The sequence below is a fragment of the Serratia sp. HMSC15F11 genome (assembly GCF_001808215.1).
Classification (GTDB): Bacteria; Pseudomonadota; Gammaproteobacteria; order Enterobacterales; family Enterobacteriaceae; genus Serratia; species Serratia nevei.
In genome coordinates, this window is record NZ_KV792405.1 from 42,140 (window position 1) to 58,996 (window position 16,857).

General features: G+C 60.4%; 19 protein-coding genes. 9 read left to right on the forward strand and 10 right to left on the reverse strand.

The window, feature by feature from the left end:
• Positions 1-9: 9 nt before the first annotated feature.
• Positions 10-429 (reverse strand): DUF805 domain-containing protein, encoded by a 420-nt coding sequence (locus HMPREF3138_RS06275; RefSeq protein WP_038872646.1) that lies wholly within the window; start codon positions 427-429, stop codon positions 10-12.
• 199 nt (positions 430-628) lie between these two features.
• Here HMPREF3138_RS06275 and HMPREF3138_RS06280 point away from each other — a divergent pair, with 199 nt between their 5' ends.
• A complete protein-coding gene (locus HMPREF3138_RS06280; protein WP_038872643.1) occupies positions 629-1,213 on the forward strand; it encodes a DUF1454 family protein in 585 nt (194 codons plus the stop codon).
• A gap of 128 nt (positions 1,214-1,341) precedes the next feature.
• On the forward strand, positions 1,342-2,109 hold the full coding sequence (tpiA, locus tag HMPREF3138_RS06285) for a triose-phosphate isomerase (protein WP_004931113.1): 768 nt from the start codon (positions 1,342-1,344) through the stop codon (positions 2,107-2,109).
• Positions 2,110-2,174: 65 nt separating this feature from the next.
• Here the strand turns inward: tpiA and HMPREF3138_RS06290 are convergent, their stop codons facing one another.
• The 4 genes from HMPREF3138_RS06290 to cpxP form a co-directional block, all read right to left on the reverse strand.
• A complete protein-coding gene (locus HMPREF3138_RS06290; protein WP_038872640.1) occupies positions 2,175-3,164 on the reverse strand; it encodes a sulfate ABC transporter substrate-binding protein in 990 nt (329 codons plus the stop codon).
• Between the two features lie 186 nt (positions 3,165-3,350).
• Positions 3,351-4,313 (reverse strand): 6-phosphofructokinase, encoded by a 963-nt coding sequence (gene pfkA, locus HMPREF3138_RS06295; protein ID WP_004931116.1) that lies wholly within the window; start codon positions 4,311-4,313, stop codon positions 3,351-3,353.
• A gap of 231 nt (positions 4,314-4,544) precedes the next feature.
• Entirely contained in the window at positions 4,545-5,447 is a 903-nt protein-coding gene (fieF, locus tag HMPREF3138_RS06300) for a CDF family cation-efflux transporter FieF (RefSeq protein ID WP_038872638.1), read from the reverse strand.
• 132 nt (positions 5,448-5,579) lie between these two features.
• Positions 5,580-6,059 (reverse strand): cell-envelope stress modulator CpxP, encoded by a 480-nt coding sequence (cpxP, locus tag HMPREF3138_RS06305; protein ID WP_004931122.1) that lies wholly within the window; start codon positions 6,057-6,059, stop codon positions 5,580-5,582.
• A 148-nt stretch (positions 6,060-6,207) separates the two neighbouring features.
• Here cpxP and cpxR point away from each other — a divergent pair, with 148 nt between their 5' ends.
• The 5 genes from cpxR to HMPREF3138_RS06330 all read left to right on the forward strand — a co-directional run bounded on the left by cpxR (position 6,208) and on the right by HMPREF3138_RS06330 (position 10,424).
• Positions 6,208-6,906 carry an envelope stress response regulator transcription factor CpxR gene (gene cpxR / locus HMPREF3138_RS06310; protein ID WP_004931124.1) on the forward strand — a complete coding sequence of 233 codons (699 nt, stop codon included), beginning with the start codon at positions 6,208-6,210 and terminating at the stop codon, positions 6,904-6,906.
• Entirely contained in the window at positions 6,903-8,297 is a 1,395-nt protein-coding gene (cpxA, locus tag HMPREF3138_RS06315) for an envelope stress sensor histidine kinase CpxA (RefSeq protein ID WP_038872635.1), read from the forward strand. The genes cpxR and cpxA overlap by 4 nt, the downstream gene beginning before the upstream one ends.
• Before the next feature lie 43 nt (positions 8,298-8,340).
• Positions 8,341-8,814, forward strand: coding sequence for a tRNA (uridine(34)/cytosine(34)/5-carboxymethylaminomethyluridine(34)-2'-O)-methyltransferase TrmL (gene trmL, locus HMPREF3138_RS06320; RefSeq protein WP_004931130.1), 474 nt, complete (start codon positions 8,341-8,343; stop codon positions 8,812-8,814).
• Between the two features lie 61 nt (positions 8,815-8,875).
• On the forward strand, positions 8,876-9,649 hold the full coding sequence (locus HMPREF3138_RS06325) for a CHAD domain-containing protein (protein ID WP_038872632.1): 774 nt from the start codon (positions 8,876-8,878) through the stop codon (positions 9,647-9,649).
• A gap of 103 nt (positions 9,650-9,752) precedes the next feature.
• Positions 9,753-10,424: a DUF3313 domain-containing protein gene (locus HMPREF3138_RS06330; RefSeq protein WP_038872629.1), complete on the forward strand. Its 672-nt coding sequence runs from the start codon at positions 9,753-9,755 to the stop codon at positions 10,422-10,424.
• Positions 10,425-10,485: 61 nt separating this feature from the next.
• On the opposite strand, the gene cysE is transcribed toward HMPREF3138_RS06330, so the two are convergent.
• The 5 genes from cysE to HMPREF3138_RS06355 form a co-directional block, all read right to left on the reverse strand.
• Entirely contained in the window at positions 10,486-11,307 is an 822-nt protein-coding gene (cysE, locus tag HMPREF3138_RS06335) for a serine O-acetyltransferase (RefSeq protein ID WP_004931135.1), read from the reverse strand.
• A gap of 103 nt (positions 11,308-11,410) precedes the next feature.
• A complete protein-coding gene (gene gpsA, locus HMPREF3138_RS06340) occupies positions 11,411-12,430 on the reverse strand; it encodes an NAD(P)H-dependent glycerol-3-phosphate dehydrogenase (RefSeq protein ID WP_038872626.1) in 1,020 nt (339 codons plus the stop codon).
• Positions 12,430-12,900 carry a protein-export chaperone SecB gene (gene secB / locus HMPREF3138_RS06345; RefSeq protein ID WP_025304678.1) on the reverse strand — a complete coding sequence of 157 codons (471 nt, stop codon included), beginning with the start codon at positions 12,898-12,900 and terminating at the stop codon, positions 12,430-12,432. The genes gpsA and secB overlap by 1 nt, the downstream gene beginning before the upstream one ends.
• Positions 12,901-12,957: 57 nt before the next feature.
• Positions 12,958-13,206 (reverse strand): glutaredoxin 3, encoded by a 249-nt coding sequence (gene grxC / locus HMPREF3138_RS06350; RefSeq protein ID WP_004931142.1) that lies wholly within the window; start codon positions 13,204-13,206, stop codon positions 12,958-12,960.
• A 28-nt stretch (positions 13,207-13,234) separates the two neighbouring features.
• Entirely contained in the window at positions 13,235-13,669 is a 435-nt protein-coding gene (locus tag HMPREF3138_RS06355) for a rhodanese-like domain-containing protein (protein ID WP_038872623.1), read from the reverse strand.
• Positions 13,670-13,966: 297 nt separating this feature from the next.
• On the opposite strand from HMPREF3138_RS06355, the gene gpmM reads away from it, so the two are divergent.
• Both gpmM and envC read left to right on the forward strand, forming a co-directional pair.
• Positions 13,967-15,511, forward strand: coding sequence for a 2,3-bisphosphoglycerate-independent phosphoglycerate mutase (gene gpmM / locus HMPREF3138_RS06360; protein ID WP_038872619.1), 1,545 nt, complete (start codon positions 13,967-13,969; stop codon positions 15,509-15,511).
• Between the two features lie 9 nt (positions 15,512-15,520).
• Complete coding sequence (gene envC, locus HMPREF3138_RS06365) at positions 15,521-16,855, forward strand: murein hydrolase activator EnvC (protein ID WP_038872616.1); 1,335 nt, start codon at positions 15,521-15,523, stop codon at positions 16,853-16,855.
• Positions 16,856-16,857: the final 2 nt, after the last annotated feature.

A 16,857-nucleotide genomic window follows, 5' to 3' on the forward strand; every position in this document is an offset into this window, starting at 1 on the left:
CGGCGAGGGTCAGCGGAACTTCACCGGTTCGGCTTCCGGGCCGAACCGGTTATCTCCCGGCGTGCCGACGAAGGCACCCAGATCGATCATCATCATCACGATAATCAGCGTCGGAATGAAACGCCCGACGCCCCATTGCCAGATCGGCGCCAGCATCTGCCAGTTCCCCGCCGCCAGCATCCACGCCAGAATCAGCAGCAGCGCCCACCAGCCGGCCTTGTTGCGATCGTGCAGGCGCTTGACCAGCACCGCCGCCGTCGGCCACAGCAGCGCCACGATAAAGAAGGCGATGGATTGGATGGCGACCAGCTGATAATTGGCCAGCGTAAACGCCGCCGCCATCAGCGCCAACCACAGCCCCATCCAAATCCAGAAGTCGCGCCGCCCGATGCGGCCCCTAAAAGAAAAACACCACTGTTGTAACGTCATCGATTCCTGCGCTCTAAGCCTGCCCATATTCTGCGCCGCAGTGTAACATAGGCGCTGCCGGGCCGAGTTTTCCGCCTCGCATAACGCGGTGCGCCGCACAGCTTTCTCGTCAGCGAACCGATAATGGCGTGGGATCTTTGACAAGCCCCGCAGGTTATCGCTTTAATCGGAGCCATCTTTGTCCTTGATGCCATACGCCATGCTGAGAAAAACCCTCGTCATCGCCTGCCTGCTGCAGGTGGCCGCCAGCGCCTGGGCCGATCCGCCGCCCGCCGATGCGACGCCCGCCGCACCTTACCTGCTGGCCGGGGCACCGACGTTCGATCTGACGGTGGTCAAATTCCGCGAAAAATACAACCGCGATAACCCGAAGCTGCCGATTGGCGAATTCCGCGCCATTCCCGCCACCGAAGACGATTCGCCGCTGCTGACGCGCGCCGCCAGCAAACTCAACGAAAACCTGTACGCCTCCACCGCGCTGGAGAAAGGCACCGGTAAAATCAAAACGTTGCAGATCACTCACCTGCCGCTGCAGCAGGCCAATGAAGAAAAAGCCGCGCGTGCCATCGCCATCAGCTATATGGCGGCGCTGATGCGCCAGTTCGAACCGGCGTTGACGGTGGAACAGAGCCAGAACAAGGTGAACAACCTGCTGGAAAAAGGCAAAGGGTCGCGCTTTTACCAACAGCAGGTCGGCGCCATTCGCTATGTCGTCTCGGACAACGGCGATAAAGGCGTAACCTTCGCGGTTGAACCGATTAAGCTGGCGCTTTCCGAGCCGTAACGGCGCGGCATTTAATGACGAAAAGCAAAGCCTTCGCGCTTAATGATCTCTATACTGTTGGGCAGGTAAACTGCCGGTCCGGCAGTTGTCATTTCGACTCTCGCGTTTTCTAGTTGGAGGAAAAAAACATGCGTCATCCATTAGTTATGGGTAACTGGAAGCTTAACGGCAGCACCCACATGGTCAACGAACTGATCGCCGGCCTGCGCAATGAGCTGAGCAGCGTTGACGGCTGTGGCGTCGCCATCGCCCCGCCGGTGATGTATCTGGATCAGGCCAAGCACGCGCTGGCCGGCAGCCGCATCGCGCTGGGCGCGCAGAACGTGGACGTTAACCTGTCCGGCGCCTTCACCGGTGAAGTTTCCGCCAACATGCTGAAAGACGTCGGTGCCCAGTACATCATCATCGGCCACTCCGAGCGTCGCACCTACCACAAAGAAAGCGACGAAGTCATCGCCGAGAAATTCGCCGTGCTGAAAGAAGCCGGCCTGATCCCGGTGCTGTGCATCGGTGAAACCGAAGCGGAAAACGCTGCGGGCAAAACTGAAGAAGTGTGCGCGCGCCAGATCGACGCCGTGCTGAAAACGCTGGGCGCACCGGCGATGAAAGGCACCGTGATCGCCTATGAGCCGGTCTGGGCCATCGGTACCGGTAAGTCCGCTACCCCTGCGCAAGCGCAGGCCGTGCACAAATTTATCCGTGACCACATCGCCAAACACGATGCCGCGGTTGCCGCTGAAATCATCATCCAGTACGGCGGCTCGGTGAACGACAAGAACGCCGCAGAGCTGTTCTCTCAGCCGGACATCGACGGCGCGCTGGTTGGCGGCGCCTCGCTGAAAGCCGACGCTTTCGCCGTGATCGTCAAAGCCGCTGCCGCAGCGAAAAAAGCCTGATTGCCTTAGGCTTGCCATAAAAAAACCCCGGCTTGCCGGGGTTTTTTATTGCCGCTCAGCCGGCATCAGCGTTTGCTGATCTCATCGAACACGCCGCCGGTGGCGAAGTGCACCTTCTGCGCTTCGGTCCAGCCGCCGAAGGTGTCATCCACGGTGAACAGCTTCAGCTGTGGGAACTGCCCGGCGAACTTGGCCGCCACCGCCGCATCGCGCGGACGGTAATAGTGCTGTGCCGCGATGGTCTGCCCTTCCGGCGAATACAGATACTTCAGGTAGGCGGTCGCCACATCGCGGGTACCGCGTTTATCGACCACCTTATCCACTACCGACACCGTCGGTTCGGCCAGGATCGATTCACTCGGGGTGATAATCTCGAACTTGTCTTTGCCCAGCTCTTTCTCCGCCAGCAACGCTTCGTTTTCCCAGGCGATCAGTACGTCGCCGATGCCGCGCTCAACGAAGGTGTTGGTCGAGCCGCGCGCGCCGGAATCCAGCACTTCGACGTTCTTGTACAGGTTTTTGACGAACTCCTGCGCCTTGGCCTTATCGTTGTTGTTGTGGTGCAACGCGTAGCCCCAGGCGGCCAGGTAGTTCCAGCGGGCACCGCCGGAGGTTTTCGGGTTCGGGGTGATCACCGACACGCCCGGCTTGAGCAAATCGGGCCAGTCGTGAATTTGTTTCGGGTTGCCTTTGCGCACCAGGAAGACGATGGTCGAGGTGTAAGGCGCCGAGTTGTCCGGCAGGCGTTTGATCCAGTCTTTCTCGATACGCCCGCGTTCGGCGATGGCGTCGACGTCATAGGCCAATGCCAGCGTCACCACGTCGGCCTCGATACCGTTGATCACCGAAGTCGCCTGTTTGCCGGAGCCACCATGCGACTGGCGCACCGTCACCTTGTCGCCGGTTTCCGCCTGATAGTGCTTGCTGAATGCCGTGTTGTAAGCCTGATAGAACTCACGCGTCGGATCGTAGGACACGTTCAGCAATTGAATATCCTTCGCCATGGCGCCGGACGCCAACAGCACCAATGTCAGACCTACACCCCATTTACGCATCGACAGGCTCTCCCAGAAAATTAAGCGCAACCTCAATCGGTTGATTTAGCATCAGAGCCTGCCAGAAACTTTCCCGGCAATTAAAGAATAAAAAATTTTGGGATAGATGATTCCGGAATATATCGCCGACGGGCATAAAAAAGCCCCCGCGAGCGGAGGCTTTTCTGTCGTGCGGTGAGCGGCGTATCAGTACAGTTTTTTCGCCGTTTCCAGCCAGTCGCCCTTGAACGGACGCTTCATGTTTTCGATCGCGTCGATGATGTCGTGGTGCACCATTTTTTCGTTCTGGATACCGACGCAGCGGCCACCGTAGCCCTGCAGCAGCAGCTCGATGGCGTAGGCGCCCATGCGCGAGGCCAGGATGCGATCGTAGGCAACCGGCGAACCGCCGCGTTGAATGTGGCCCAGCACGGTGGCGCGGGTTTCACGCTTGGTTTCCTGCTCGATGTGGCGCGCCAGCTCATCGATGTCGCAGATGTGCTCGGTGATCGCCACGATGGCGTGTTTTTTACCCTTGGCGATACCGGCCTTGATTTCGCACACCAGATCTTCGCGGTTGAATTCGATTTCAGGCAGCACGATGAATTCGCAACCGCCGGCAATCGCCGCCGCCAGCGTCAGATCGCCGCAGTAACGGCCCATTACTTCCACGATGGAGATACGCTGGTGCGAAGAGGAGGTATCGCGCAGGCGGTCGATCGCTTCCACCACGGTTTCCAGCGCGGTGAAGTAACCGATGGTGTAGTCGGTGCCGGCAACGTCGTTATCGATGGTGCCCGGCAGACCGATGCACGGGAAGCCTTCTTCCGTCAGGCGTTTGGCGCCCATGTAGGAACCGTCGCCGCCGATCACCACCAGCGCGTCGATGCCGCGATTCTTCAGGTTTTCAATCGCCTTGGCGCGCACGTTTTCATCCCTGAACTCCGGGAAGCGGGCCGAGCCGAGGAAGGTGCCGCCGCGGTTGATCATATCGGACACGCTATAGCGGTCCAGCTGCTCCATGCGATCTTCGTACAAGCCAAGGTAGCCATCGTAAATACCAAAAACTTCCAGACCTTCTGAAAGCGCAGAACGCACAACGCCGCGGATTGCAGCGTTCATACCCGGCGAATCACCGCCGCTCGTCAGTACACCGATTTTCTTGATCATGACTACCTCTGAACTGTGTAGATGCAATTTCTTAAGAATTCTGTCTCCGCCGATCGTCTTGAAACCTCTCCGGCTGCAGAAAACCAGCTTTACGGCTTATTGCTGGATATTATATCAAAAACACCCAGCTGAATTGATTCAAGTCACGCAATATAACGGTAAAAACACCGCATGGCACGCTGAGCTAACTCAGATATTCATGATAAAACTTCGATCTGTGCCTCTATCTGATTATAGCTCCCAATGCCCCTGCCTACCCGGCGGCACCACGGAGCACGGATCCAGGTGAATAATGACGTCCGCCCCCGCAAAACGGTGCAGCAGCGCCTGTTCCACCTGGTCGGCCAACCGGTGTGCCTCGCGCAGCGGCAGCGTATCTTCCATCTCCAGATGCAGCTGGATAAAGCGCGTCGGCCCCGACTGCCGCGTGCGCAGATCGTGCGCGCCTTTCACCCCGGGCCAGGAAGAAACCACCTCGACAATCACCTGGCGTTCGTCATCTGGCAACGCCCGATCCAACAGCGACTGCACCGCTTCGTAGCCCATGCGCAGCGCGCTATACAGGATGTAAACGCCGATGCCCAGCGCGAACAACGCGTCCGCCCGCCGGAAGCCGTACCAGCTTAGCCCAAGAGCGATAAGAATAGCACCATTCATCATGACATCTGACTGATAATGCAGCATATCTGCGCGCACGGCCTGACTACGGGTTTTTCTGACCACCCAACGTTGGTAGGTGACCAGAATCAGGGTGCTGATCAGCGCGATCACCGTCACGACGACCCCAATGCCGGGATCGCGCAGCGTTTGCGGCGCATACAGATGCTGGAAGCCGGTGAGGAACAGAAACAGGGCGGAGCCGGAAATAAACATGCTTTGCGCCAGCGCCGCCAGCGACTCCGCTTTGCCGTGGCCAAAGGTGTGCTCGGCATCGGCCGGCTGCAGCGAATAGCGCACCACCAGAAGGTTGGTCAGCGAGGCGGCAATATCGACCAACGAATCCACCAGCGCCGCCAGCAAGCTGACCGAACCGGTGTGGTACCAGGCGACGATTTTGATCAACAGCAGCGACGACGCCAGTGCGGTAGCGGCTAACGCAGCGGACTTTACCATGCGTGCATAGCGCTGTTCCATGAAGGGATCCCGGTCAAAAGGTGTGGCGCTCAATATAGCGAAATGTCGGATAAAAAAAACCCCGCCATCATGGCGGGGAAGACAGGGATGGTGTCTATGGCAAGGAAAAACAGGGGACTACTCAGTCGTACTTCACTTCTGGGCAGAAGCTTGCTGCAAACCAGAAATTTGTTGCTCCATCTGCTGCATACGCTGCTGATGTTTCTGGTCTAAAACACTTTTTTGCTCTGGCGTCAGCAGGTTATACATTTGGTTGCGCACCCGGGCCATTTCGACCTGGCGCTTGACCTGCTGTTGGGCCATCTTTTCCGCCTGGGCATACACGGCGGCTTCGTCAAATTTCTCTGCGGTCACCAGTTTATGCATGGCTTCCATTTCAGCTACATTGACACCAGGCAGATCGTGCCGGGCCTGGCGCATCAAATCGCGCATTTGCTGGCGCTGCTGTTCACTGAGGCTGACACCGTCGAACATATGGTGCTGGCCGGGTATTCGGGTCATCGCGTCGTTGCCGGGAGGTTGGGCTGTGTCCGGTATAGTGTCGGCAGCGAAGGCAGCGGTCGAACCAATTGCCAGCAGTGATGCCATAACTAATGCGGTCACCTTACGCATTTCAACTCCTCAAGCTTTCTCACTTTGCGAATCAACGAGGAGCAGTGTACCGCTACACCTGAAAACCTGCGTCAGTGCATGTAAAACTACGTAAAGTCATGGAATGGCAACAGTTGATGACGTATTTTGCGTCTGGAGGTAAATCATAATGAACAAGATTCTGTTAGTTGACGACGACCGCGAGTTGACCTCGCTGTTAAAAGAACTGCTTGAAATGGAAGGTTTTAATATCGTCGTCGCGCACGATGGCGAGCAGGCGTTGTCGCTGCTGGACAGCTCCGTCGATCTGCTGCTGCTCGACATCATGATGCCGAAGAAAAACGGCATCGATACGCTGAAAGAACTGCGCCAACATCACCAGACGCCGGTCATCATGCTGACCGCGCGCGGCAGCGAACTGGACCGCGTGCTGGGCCTGGAGCTGGGCGCCGATGATTATCTGCCGAAACCCTTCAACGATCGCGAACTGGTCGCGCGCATTCGCGCCATTCTGCGCCGTTCCAACTGGAGCGAACAGCAGCAGCAGGTCGACAGCGGCGCCCCGACGCTGGACGTCGATGGCCTGCAGCTCAACCCCGGCCGCCAGGAGGCCAGCTTCGACGGCCAGGTACTGGATCTGACCGGCACCGAATTCACCCTGCTTTACCTGCTGGCGCAGCATCTCGGCCAGGTTGTGTCGCGCGAACTGCTGAGCCAGGAAGTGCTGGGCAAACGCCTGACCCCGTTCGATCGCGCCATCGACATGCACATTTCCAACCTGCGGCGTAAGCTGCCGGATCGCAAAGACGGGCATCCGTGGTTCAAAACCCTGCGCGGGCGGGGTTATTTGATGGTATCTGCAACATGATCAACAGTTTGACGGCACGCATCTTCGCCATTTTCTGGTTCACGTTAGCCCTGGTGCTAATGCTGGTGCTGATGGTGCCCAAGCTCGACTCCCGCCAAATGACCTCGCTGCTCGACAGCGAGCAGCGGCAGGGGTTGATGCTGGAACAGCACGTCGAGGCCGAGTTGCAAAACGATCCGGCCAACGATCTGATGTGGTGGCGCCGCCTGTTCCGCGCCATCGACAAATGGGCGCCACCGGGCCAACGCCTGCTGCTGGTCACCAGCGAAGGCCGGGTGATCGGCGCGCAGCGCAATGAAATGCAGATCGTCCGCAACTTCATCGGCCAATCCGATAATTCAGATCATCCGAAGAAGAAAAAGTACGGCCGCGTCGAGCTGGTCGGGCCGTTCGCGGTACGCGACGGCGAAGACAACTACCAGCTGTACCTGATCCGCCCCGCCAACAGCCCGCAATCCGATTTCATCAACCTGATGTTCGACCGGCCGCTGCTGCTGCTGATCGTCACCATGCTGATCAGCGCCCCGCTGCTGCTGTGGCTGGCCTGGAGCCTGGCGAAACCGGCGCGCAAGCTGAAGAACGCCGCCGATGACGTGGCGCGTGGCAACCTGAAGCAGCATCCGGAACTGGAAGCCGGCCCGCAGGAGTTTCTGGCCACCGGCGCCAGCTTCAACCAGATGGTCAGCGCGCTGGAGCGCATGATGAACGCGCAGCAACGGCTGATCTCGGACATCTCGCACGAGCTGCGCACGCCGCTGACGCGCCTGCAGCTGGCCACCGCGCTGATGCGCCGCCGCCATGGTGAAGGCCACGAGCTGGCGCGCATCGAAACCGAAGCGCAGCGGCTGGATTCGATGATCAACGATCTGCTGGCGCTGTCGCGCGGGCAGCAAAAAGGCGAGCTGGCGCGCGAGCAGCTGAAGGCCAACGACCTGTGGGCCGACGTGCTGGACAATGCTCGTTTCGAAGCGGAACAGATGGGCAAGCAGTTGGAGATCACCGCGCCGCCCGGCCCTTGGACGCTGTTCGGCAACGCGAGTGCGCTGGACAGCGCGTTGGAAAACATCGTGCGCAACGCCCTGCGTTATTCGCACACCCGCATTGCCGTGGCGTTCAGCGCCGACAATCAGGGCGTGACCATCCAGGTTGACGACGACGGCCCCGGCGTCAGTACCGAAGACCGCGAGCAGATCTTCCGTCCGTTCTACCGCACCGATGAAGCGCGCGACCGCGAATCCGGCGGCACCGGCCTCGGCCTGGCGATCGTCGAAGCGGCGGTCAACCAGCATCGCGGCTGGGTGAAGGCCGAAGACAGCCCGCTTGGCGGCCTGAGGTTGGTGCTGTGGCTACCGCTGCATCATCAACGTTTGTCGACTAAGACAGAACAGTAAGAGTTTGCTATCCTGCGCCCCTCGTTCACGAGGGGCCTGCAACATGCTGAACATCGTTTTATTTGAACCCGAAATTCCACCCAACACCGGCAATATCATCCGCCTGTGTGCCAATACCGGCTTTAACCTGCACCTGATCGAACCGCTGGGATTCCCGTGGGACGACAAGCGCCTGCGCCGCGCCGGGTTGGACTACCATGAGTTCACCCGCGTCAGCCGCCATGCCGATTACGCCGCCTTTCTCGCCGCCGAAAACCCACAGCGGCTGTTTGCCCTGACCACCAAAGGCACGCCGGCGCACAGCGCCGTCAGCTATCAGGCCGGCGACTACCTGCTGTTCGGCCCGGAAACGCGCGGGTTGCCCGCCGACATCCTCGATGCGCTGCCTGCGCAGCAAAAAATCCGCATCCCGATGCAGGCGCAAAGCCGCAGCATGAACCTGTCGAATGCCGTATCGGTGGTAGTGTATGAGGCCTGGCGGCAGCTGGACTATGCCGGCGCGCTGATCAAGGCATAATCCGCGACGACGCGCCATACTGGAAGCATCATCGCTGCGATGTTCTCTCCAGGAACGGCACATGGCTTTCATCGAGGATATTGTCACCCAGCTTCGCCGCCTCGAGACGGCGCTGAACGAGGCGCTGCTGCGGCTGCAGCAGGCGCAAGACAGCGAAGCGCTGCACGACCTGCGCGTCTGTCTGCGCCGCATTCGCAGCCTGTTGCGCCCGTTGCGCGGCTGCCCCGGCGCAACGCGGCTCGATCGAGCCGCCGCCGAGTTAGGGCGGCTCACGACGCCGCTGCGCGATCTCGAGGTGCTGATCGCCGAACTGGCACGCCATCGCCTCGATTGGCAGGCCAACGTGCGCCGGAGCGATCTTCAGGCTCGCTGCCGTCAACTGCTCACCCATCCGCAGCTCATCGACTTTCCCTCGCTGTTGCACGCCTGGCCGCGCCGCTTCCGCCGCACCGCGCGACGCACCGCCAAATACCGCCTGAACCGACGCCTGCAACGCCAGCAACGGCAACTGCGCCGGGCATTGGCCGATACCGGCTACGATCGCCACCGTCTGCGGCTGTTGATAAAACGCCTGCGTTACGCCGCCGAAGCCTATCCGCAACGCCTTCCCCTCTCTCCCGAAGCGACGGCGTGCCTCAAAGCGGCGCAAAACGCCCTCGGCGACTGGCACGATCGGGAGGTCTGGTGCCTGCAGGCCGAGCATCAGGCGGATCTCTGGCCGTTGTTGCCCCTATGGCAAGTTGAGCAACGCCAGGCGCTGGCCAGAGCGGATACCCTACTCGCCGCCTTATCACCGGCGCTGGCGGCGAAAACCGGCGGCGCATCACGATCCTGAAAAAAGGCCGCGGCAGGGCACGCCCGGCCCCGAAAATGCCCGATGAGGCACAGATAATGCGCTATGTTTTGTAAGGGTAATCACCACTCATCTAGGAAACCATATGAAGAAACAACGCTTGAGCGTTGCCATGGCGGTTCTGGCAGCGGGCCTGTTGCTGGCGGGCTGTTCGTCCAAAGTCACCCAAACGTCTCAATATTCGGGCTTCTTGTCCGATTACAGCAAACTGCAGGAAACCACCTCGCCAAGCGGCCATAAAACGCTGCGCTGGATAGATCCAAACTACAAGGAATCCAACTACCGCGGCCTCTATTTCCAACCGGTGGTCTATTTCCCGGCGGAAAAACCGACCACGCGCGTCAGCCAGGACACGCTGAACAAAATCAAGGCGTATGCGACCCAGCGGATTAAAGCCGCGTTGCAGAACCGCTTCACCATTCTGCCCAGCCCGGCAGGCTCACGTGTGTTGGTAGCCAAACTCGCCATCACCGCCGTTTCCGCCGAAAACGAAGACATGAAGTTCTATGAGGTGGTACCGGTCGCGGCGGTCGTTGCCAGCACCATGGCGGCTACCGGGCACCGGACGCAAAATACCGCGCTGTATATCGAAGGCGAGCTGATCGACCAGGATACCGGTAAAACGGTGATGGAAGTGGTACGCAAGGCTTACGGCAAAACCGTCAACAACGACAGCACGCCGGTCACGGCGGATGACGTCAAGGCGGCGATCGACGACATCGTTACCGATATCACCAACTTCCCGAAACAGGGCTGACCGCCGCCTGAAAAACACAGGGGGAGCCGAAGCTCCCCCTGAATGGCTGCGCAGACGGCACTCAAATGCCGTCGCCGTACTCAAAGCCGTGATTGGTGCCGTTGAAGTATTGGTCCATATCCATCGACGGCGTATCGCTCTCCGGACGCCCGACGATGCGCGCCGGCACGCCGGCGGCGGTGGTGTGCGGCGGTATCGCCTGCAAGACCACCGAACCCGCGCCGATCTTCGCGCCCTTGCCCACTTCGATATTGCCGAGAATTTTGGCGCCGGCGCCAATCATCACCCCTTCGCGAATTTTCGGGTGACGGTCGCCGCTGGTTTTACCGGTACCGCCCAGGGTGACCGACTGCAGGATAGAGACGTTGTTCTCCACCACCGCCGTTTCACCGATCACGATGCCGGTGGCGTGGTCGAGCATGATGCCGCAGCCGATGGTCGCCGCCGGGTGGATGTCCACGCCGAAGGCAACGGAAATTTGATTTTGCAGGTAGATAGCCAGCGCTTGCCGCCCTTGCTGCCACAGCCAGTGACCGATACGGTAAGCCTGCAGCGCATGGAACCCTTTCAGGTAAAGCAGCGGCGTGGAGTATTTATCGACCGCCGGGTCGCGCAGCCGCACCGCAAGGATATCGCGCGCCGCCGAAACGATCATCTGGTTGTCGGACTTGTAGGCCTCTTCCACCACCTCGCGCACCGCGATGGCGGGCATGATCGGCGTCGCCAGCTTGTTGGCCAGCATATAGCTGAGCGCGCTGCCCAGATTCTCGTGCTTGAGCAACGTCGCATGGAAAAAGCTGGCCAGCATCGGTTCACAATCAGCCAGTGCTCGCGCTTCTGATTTAATGCTGTTCCAGACCTGCTCCAACTCTTCTGACGACATCACATTCCCCTCTGCCTTGCCAAACGGGCCGCTTCGCACGGTAGCGCGAAGCGGCCCAGGTCATTTGCGGGGTCAGCACGCTGCCCCGGCATATCGTTTTATGTCACGCGCTGGGTTTTTCGTCCTTTCGGGCTCGCCCCAGCAGGCTCAGCGCCGCTTCGCGGGCGTCTTTATGGCAGTAAAGCACCTGATAAATCTGTTCGGTGATCGGCATTTCCACGCCGTGCCGCTGCGCCAGCGCCAACACCTCTTTGGTATTGCGATAGCCCTCGACCACCTGGCCGATGCTGTCCTGCGCTTCCTGTACGCCTTTGCCCTGCCCCAGCATAATACCGAAGCGGCGGTTGCGCGATTGGTTGTCCGTGCAGGTTAGCACCAGATCCCCCAGCCCCGCCATGCCCATGAACGTCGAAGGATCGGCGCCCAGCGCAGAACCCAGACGGCTCATTTCCGCCAGCCCGCGTGTAATCAACGCGGTGCGGGCGTTGGCGCCGAAACCGATGCCGTCGGACATGCCGGCGCCGATGGCGATCACGTTCTTCACCGCGCCGCCAAGCTGCACGCCGATGAAGTCGGGATTGCTATAGACGCGGAAGCTCTTGCCGCAGTGCAGCAGCTGTTGCAGATCGTCGGCGAACTGCGCATCGGTCGCCGCCAGCGCGATCGCCGTCGGCAGGCCGGCGGCCAGCTCTTTGGCGAACGTCGGCCCGGAGAGCACCGCCAGCGGGATCGTCTCGCCCAACGCCTCACGCGCCACGTCCTGCAGCAACCGGCCGGTTTCCGCTTCCAGCCCCTTGGTGGCCCACACGATGCGGGCGTCCGGGCGCAGATGCGGCTTCAGCTGGCGCAGCACGTCGCCGAACACGTGGCTCGGCACCACCACCAGCACGTCGCGGCTGGCCGCCAGCGCACGCGCCAAATCGGCTTCAAGCAGCAGGGTATCGGGGAAGGGAACGTCGGGCAGAAACGCCTGATTGCAGCGATCTTGCTGCAACGTTTGAATTTGCGCGGGGTTGTGCCCCCACAGCACCACGGAGTGGCCGTTACGCGCCAGCGTAATGGCCAATGCGGTGCCGTACGAGCCGGCACCGATGACAGTCATTGAAGCATTGACGGTGTTCATCAGGCATCCTGATGTGGTGCGGCACCTTCGCCTTCCGCCTGCTGCTGCAGATAGTTCATGAACAGCGCGTCAAAGTTGACCGGTGCCAGGTTCAGCTGCGGGAATGTGCCGCGGGAAACCAGGCTGGTGATGCACTCGCGCGCATACGGGAACAGGATGTTCGGGCAGTATGCACCCAGGCAATGCGCCAGCTGCGTGCCTTCGATGCCTGCTACCGAGAAGATGCCCGCCTGTTGCACTTCGCACAGGAACGCAGTTTCTTCGCCCAGGCTCGCCGTCACGGTTACGCGCAGTACCACTTCATACACTTCGTCAGCCAGCTGGCTGGACGCGGTATCCAGATCAAGTTTAACTTCCGGCTGCCATTCCTGCTGGAAAACCTGCGGCGCATTCGGCGCTTCGAAGGAGATGTCCTTGGTATAAATACGTTGGATCTGGAAAGCCATTTCGGTGCTGTTTTGTTCTGACATGTGAGTAATACCCTTGGTTAAACGTCCTTATTGACACTCGGTGAACCGGCAAGCTGCTTAAAGCAGCGGATCCAGGCCGCCGCGAGCATCGAGTTCATATAAATCATCGCAGCCGCCGATATGCCGGCCGTCGATGAAAATCTGCGGCACCGTGGTGCGCCCGCTGCGCTCGATCATCACTTCGCGCTTGGCGTTATCGCCGTCGATGGCGATCTCGTTAAACGCCGCGCCCTTGCTGTTCAACAGCGCCTTGGCGCGATGGCAGAACGGACAGGTCGCTTTGGTGTAGATATCAATGTTAGCCATGGATTGCCACCTCAAATAGGTTAAACGGTTACTTACCGCGCACCAGCGGCAGGTTTTCTCCGCTCCAGCCGGAAATGCCGTCTTTCAGCATAGTCACCTTTTCAAAACCGGCCTTGCTCAGGTTCTCCGCCGGCTCGCGGGAGGCGGTGCCGTTGGCGCACACGACAATGATCGGCTGCGCTTTGTGTTTTTCCAGCTCGCCCAGGCTGCCGTTTTTGATTTCGCTGGCGGTCAGGTTGATGGCGTTGGCCAGGTGACCACGGCGGAAATCGTCGCGGCTGCGGGTGTCGACCACCACGGCTTCTTCTTTGTTGATCAGGCGAATAGCTTCACCGCGGGCGATCTCTTTAACCTTGGAGAAACGGCTTTTGAAGGTCATGACGATCACGGCGACCAGCAGAGCGATCCAAGCCAGGCTCAGAATAGGGTGTCTGCTTACGAATGGCATAATTTCTTGCAGCATGGGGTGTAACAACTCCCGTCAGTTAAGGGATAAATAAGTCAAGGTTCCAGAGTATACCTGCCGAGTGCAGCAAATACAGCCAATAAGCAAGCGCGATTGTAGAAACTGCGGGCTGCGCTGAGAAATTCCCGACGTCAGAGCATAAAAGCCCGCGCGATTCGCCGCAACCTTGATCTCTTTGGGCTATTTATCGCCGCCGGCGGTGTAAAATCAGCCGGTTTTTCGAGGGCGAATAGCCATGCCTGCGGCGGGCGCATGGCTATTCGCAGCTTAAAAAGTTCATAAGAGGTCAATGCAATGTCGAGCAACAAAAAACCGATGGTACTGGTGATCCTGGACGGTTACGGCCATCGTGAAGAGCGGCAGGACAACGCGATCCTGAACGCCGGCACTCCGGTGATGGATCGCCTGTGGCGAGAGCAGCCGCATACGCTGATCGCCGCTTCCGGGCTGGATGTCGGCCTGCCCGATGGGCAAATGGGCAACTCTGAAGTCGGCCACGTCAACCTGGGCGCCGGCCGCATCGTGTACCAGGATCTGACCCGGCTGGACAAAGCGATCGCCGACGGCGACTTCTTCGCCAACCCGGTGCTGACCGCCGCCGTCGATAAGGCCGTAGCGGCCGGCAAGGCGGTGCATATCATGGGCCTGCTGTCGCCGGGCGGCGTGCACAGCCACGACGAGCACATCCTGGCCATGATCAAGCTGGCTGCACAACGCGGCGCCAAAGCCGTTTATCTGCATGCCTTCCTCGACGGGCGCGACACGCCGCCGCGCAGCGCCGAAGCCCCGCTGCAACGCTGCCGTGACGCCTTCGCCGCGTTGGGCGTCGGGCGCATCGCCTCGCTGATCGGCCGCTACTACGCGATGGACCGCGACAACCGCTGGGATCGCGTGCAGCTGGCCTATGACCTGCTGACCGCGGCCAAAGGCGACTCCGTGGCCGAGGATGCGATCGCCGGCCTGCAGGCCGCTTATCAGCGCGGTGAAAACGACGAGTTCGTCAGACCGACCGTGATCCGCGCCGCCGGTGAGGCCGATGCCGCGATGCAGGACGGCGACGCGTTGATCTTCATGAACTTCCGCGCCGACCGCGCGCGCCAGATCACCCGCGCCTTCGTGAACGCGGATTTCGACGGTTTCCCACGCGCCAAACAGGTGCAGTTCGGCGATTTCGTGATGCTGACCGAATACGCCGCCGACATCGCGACCGCCTGCGCCTATCCGCCGGCGTCGCTGGCCAACACCTTCGGCGAATGGCTGATGAAGCACGACAAAACCCAGCTGCGCATCTCGGAAACCGAAAAATACGCCCACGTCACCTTCTTCTATAACGGCGGCGTGGAAGCGCCGTTCAAGGGCGAAGACCGCGTGCTGGTCAACTCACCGAAGGTCGCCACCTACGATCTGCAGCCGGAGATGAGCGCCGCCGAGCTGACCGACAAGCTGCTGAGCGCCATCCGCAGCGGCAAATACGATGCCATTATCTGCAACTACCCGAACGGCGACATGGTGGGGCATACCGGCGTTTATGAAGCGGCGGTCAAAGCGGTGGAGACGTTGGACGCCTGCATCGCCCAGGTGGTTGATGCGGTGCGCGACGTCGACGGCCAGCTACTGATCACCGCCGATCACGGCAACGCCGAGCAGATGCGCGATCCGGCCACCGGCCAGGCGCACACCGCCCACACCAGCCTGCCGGTGCCATTGATTTACGTCGGCAAACCGGCGCGGGCGGTCGAAGGCGGCAAGCTTTCGGACATCGCGCCAACCCTGTTAACGCTGATGGGAATGGAAATCCCGCAAGAGATGACTGGTAAGCCGCTGTTCATCGTGGAATAATCCTTCTCCATGAGGGAGAAGGCGTTTTTTGCACTATCAAGGGTAACCCGAAGCGCAAACGCAGGCAGCCGACCGCTGCCTGAACGCACCGCGCCAAGGATGTTCACCGCCATGTGCGCCAGCGTATTTTGCGCTGGCGTCTTGCTGTTGCCGCTCGCCGGCCAGGCGGCGGAAGACAATAAATCCCAGCTGAAAGACATCCAGCAGAGCATCGCCGAGAAAGAAAAAGCGGTGAAGCAGCAGCAACAGCAGCGCAGCTCGCTGCAGGATCAGCTGCGTCAGCAGGAAAAAACCATCGCCCAAGCCAGCCGCCAGTTGCGCGACACCCAGGGCACGCTCACCCAGCTGGGCAAAGACATTTCCGGCCTGAACGCCTCGATAGCCAAACTGCAAAAGCAGCAATCGGCCCAACAGAACCTCCTCGCCAAACAGCTCGATGCCGCCTTCCGGCAAGGGCAGCACAGCGCCGTGCAGCTGATCCTCAGCGGTGAAGAAAGCCAGCGCAGCGAACGTATTCTGGCCTATTTCGGCTATCTGAACGAAGCGCGTCAGAAAACCATCGAAGAGCTGAAGCAGACCCGCGCCGAGCTGGCGAAGCAAAAAACCACGCTGGTGGCCAAACAGGGCCAGCAAAAATCCTTACTGGGCGAGCAACAGACGCAGCAGCAAAAGCTGGAGCAGGCGCGCGGCGCCCGCAAGAAAACGCTGACCGCGCTGGAAGCCTCGCTGGAAAAAGACCAACAACGCCTGGTGGAACTGCGCCAGAACGAAGCCCGCATGCGCGACAAGATCGCTCGGGCGGAGCGCGAAGCCCGTGCGCGCGCCGAACGCGAAGCGCGTGAAGCGGCCAAGGTGCGCGAACAGGTGCGCATCAAGGAGCAGCAGGCGAAGAAAACCGGCACGACCTACAAACCTAGCGAAGCCGATCGCTCGCTGATGGCGCGAACCGGCGGCCTCGGTCGTCCGGCCGGCCAGCTGATGTGGCCGGTGCGCGGCCGCACGCTGCACGGCTTTGGCGAACAGCAGCAGGGCGAGCTACGCTGGAAAGGCATGGTGATCGAAGCCCGCGAAGGCAGCGAAGTGAAAGCCGTCGCCGATGGCCGCGTGCTGCTGGCCGACTGGCTGCAAGGCTATGGCCTGATGGTGGTGGTCGAACACGGTAAAGGCGACATGAGCGTGTACGGCTACAACCAAAGCGCGTTGGTCAACGTCGGGGCGCAGGTGCGCGCCGGCCAGCCGATCGCTCTGGTCGGCACCAGCGGCGGCCAGGGAACGCCGTCGCTCTATTTCGAAATCCGTCGTCAGGGACAGGCGGTTAACCCACTGCCGTGGTTGGGAAGATAGAT

Coding starts and splice junctions, on each gene's coding strand:
- HMPREF3138_RS06275 (WP_038872646.1), bottom strand. CDS start 429: ATGACGTTACAACAGTGGTGTTTTTCTTTTAGGGGCCGCATCGGGCGG.
- HMPREF3138_RS06280 (WP_038872643.1), top strand. CDS start 629: ATGCTGAGAAAAACCCTCGTCATCGCCTGCCTGCTGCAGGTGGCCGCC.
- tpiA (WP_004931113.1), top strand. CDS start 1,342: ATGCGTCATCCATTAGTTATGGGTAACTGGAAGCTTAACGGCAGCACC.
- HMPREF3138_RS06290 (WP_038872640.1), bottom strand. CDS start 3,164: ATGCGTAAATGGGGTGTAGGTCTGACATTGGTGCTGTTGGCGTCCGGC.
- pfkA (WP_004931116.1), bottom strand. CDS start 4,313: ATGATCAAGAAAATCGGTGTACTGACGAGCGGCGGTGATTCGCCGGGT.
- fieF (WP_038872638.1), bottom strand. CDS start 5,447: ATGGAACAGCGCTATGCACGCATGGTAAAGTCCGCTGCGTTAGCCGCT.
- cpxP (WP_004931122.1), bottom strand. CDS start 6,059: ATGCGTAAGGTGACCGCATTAGTTATGGCATCACTGCTGGCAATTGGT.
- cpxR (WP_004931124.1), top strand. CDS start 6,208: ATGAACAAGATTCTGTTAGTTGACGACGACCGCGAGTTGACCTCGCTG.
- cpxA (WP_038872635.1), top strand. CDS start 6,903: ATGATCAACAGTTTGACGGCACGCATCTTCGCCATTTTCTGGTTCACG.
- trmL (WP_004931130.1), top strand. CDS start 8,341: ATGCTGAACATCGTTTTATTTGAACCCGAAATTCCACCCAACACCGGC.
- HMPREF3138_RS06325 (WP_038872632.1), top strand. CDS start 8,876: ATGGCTTTCATCGAGGATATTGTCACCCAGCTTCGCCGCCTCGAGACG.
- HMPREF3138_RS06330 (WP_038872629.1), top strand. CDS start 9,753: ATGAAGAAACAACGCTTGAGCGTTGCCATGGCGGTTCTGGCAGCGGGC.
- cysE (WP_004931135.1), bottom strand. CDS start 11,307: ATGTCGTCAGAAGAGTTGGAGCAGGTCTGGAACAGCATTAAATCAGAA.
- gpsA (WP_038872626.1), bottom strand. CDS start 12,430: ATGAACACCGTCAATGCTTCAATGACTGTCATCGGTGCCGGCTCGTAC.
- secB (WP_025304678.1), bottom strand. CDS start 12,900: ATGTCAGAACAAAACAGCACCGAAATGGCTTTCCAGATCCAACGTATT.
- grxC (WP_004931142.1), bottom strand. CDS start 13,206: ATGGCTAACATTGATATCTACACCAAAGCGACCTGTCCGTTCTGCCAT.
- HMPREF3138_RS06355 (WP_038872623.1), bottom strand. CDS start 13,669: ATGCTGCAAGAAATTATGCCATTCGTAAGCAGACACCCTATTCTGAGC.
- gpmM (WP_038872619.1), top strand. CDS start 13,967: ATGTCGAGCAACAAAAAACCGATGGTACTGGTGATCCTGGACGGTTAC.
- envC (WP_038872616.1), top strand. CDS start 15,521: ATGAGGGAGAAGGCGTTTTTTGCACTATCAAGGGTAACCCGAAGCGCA.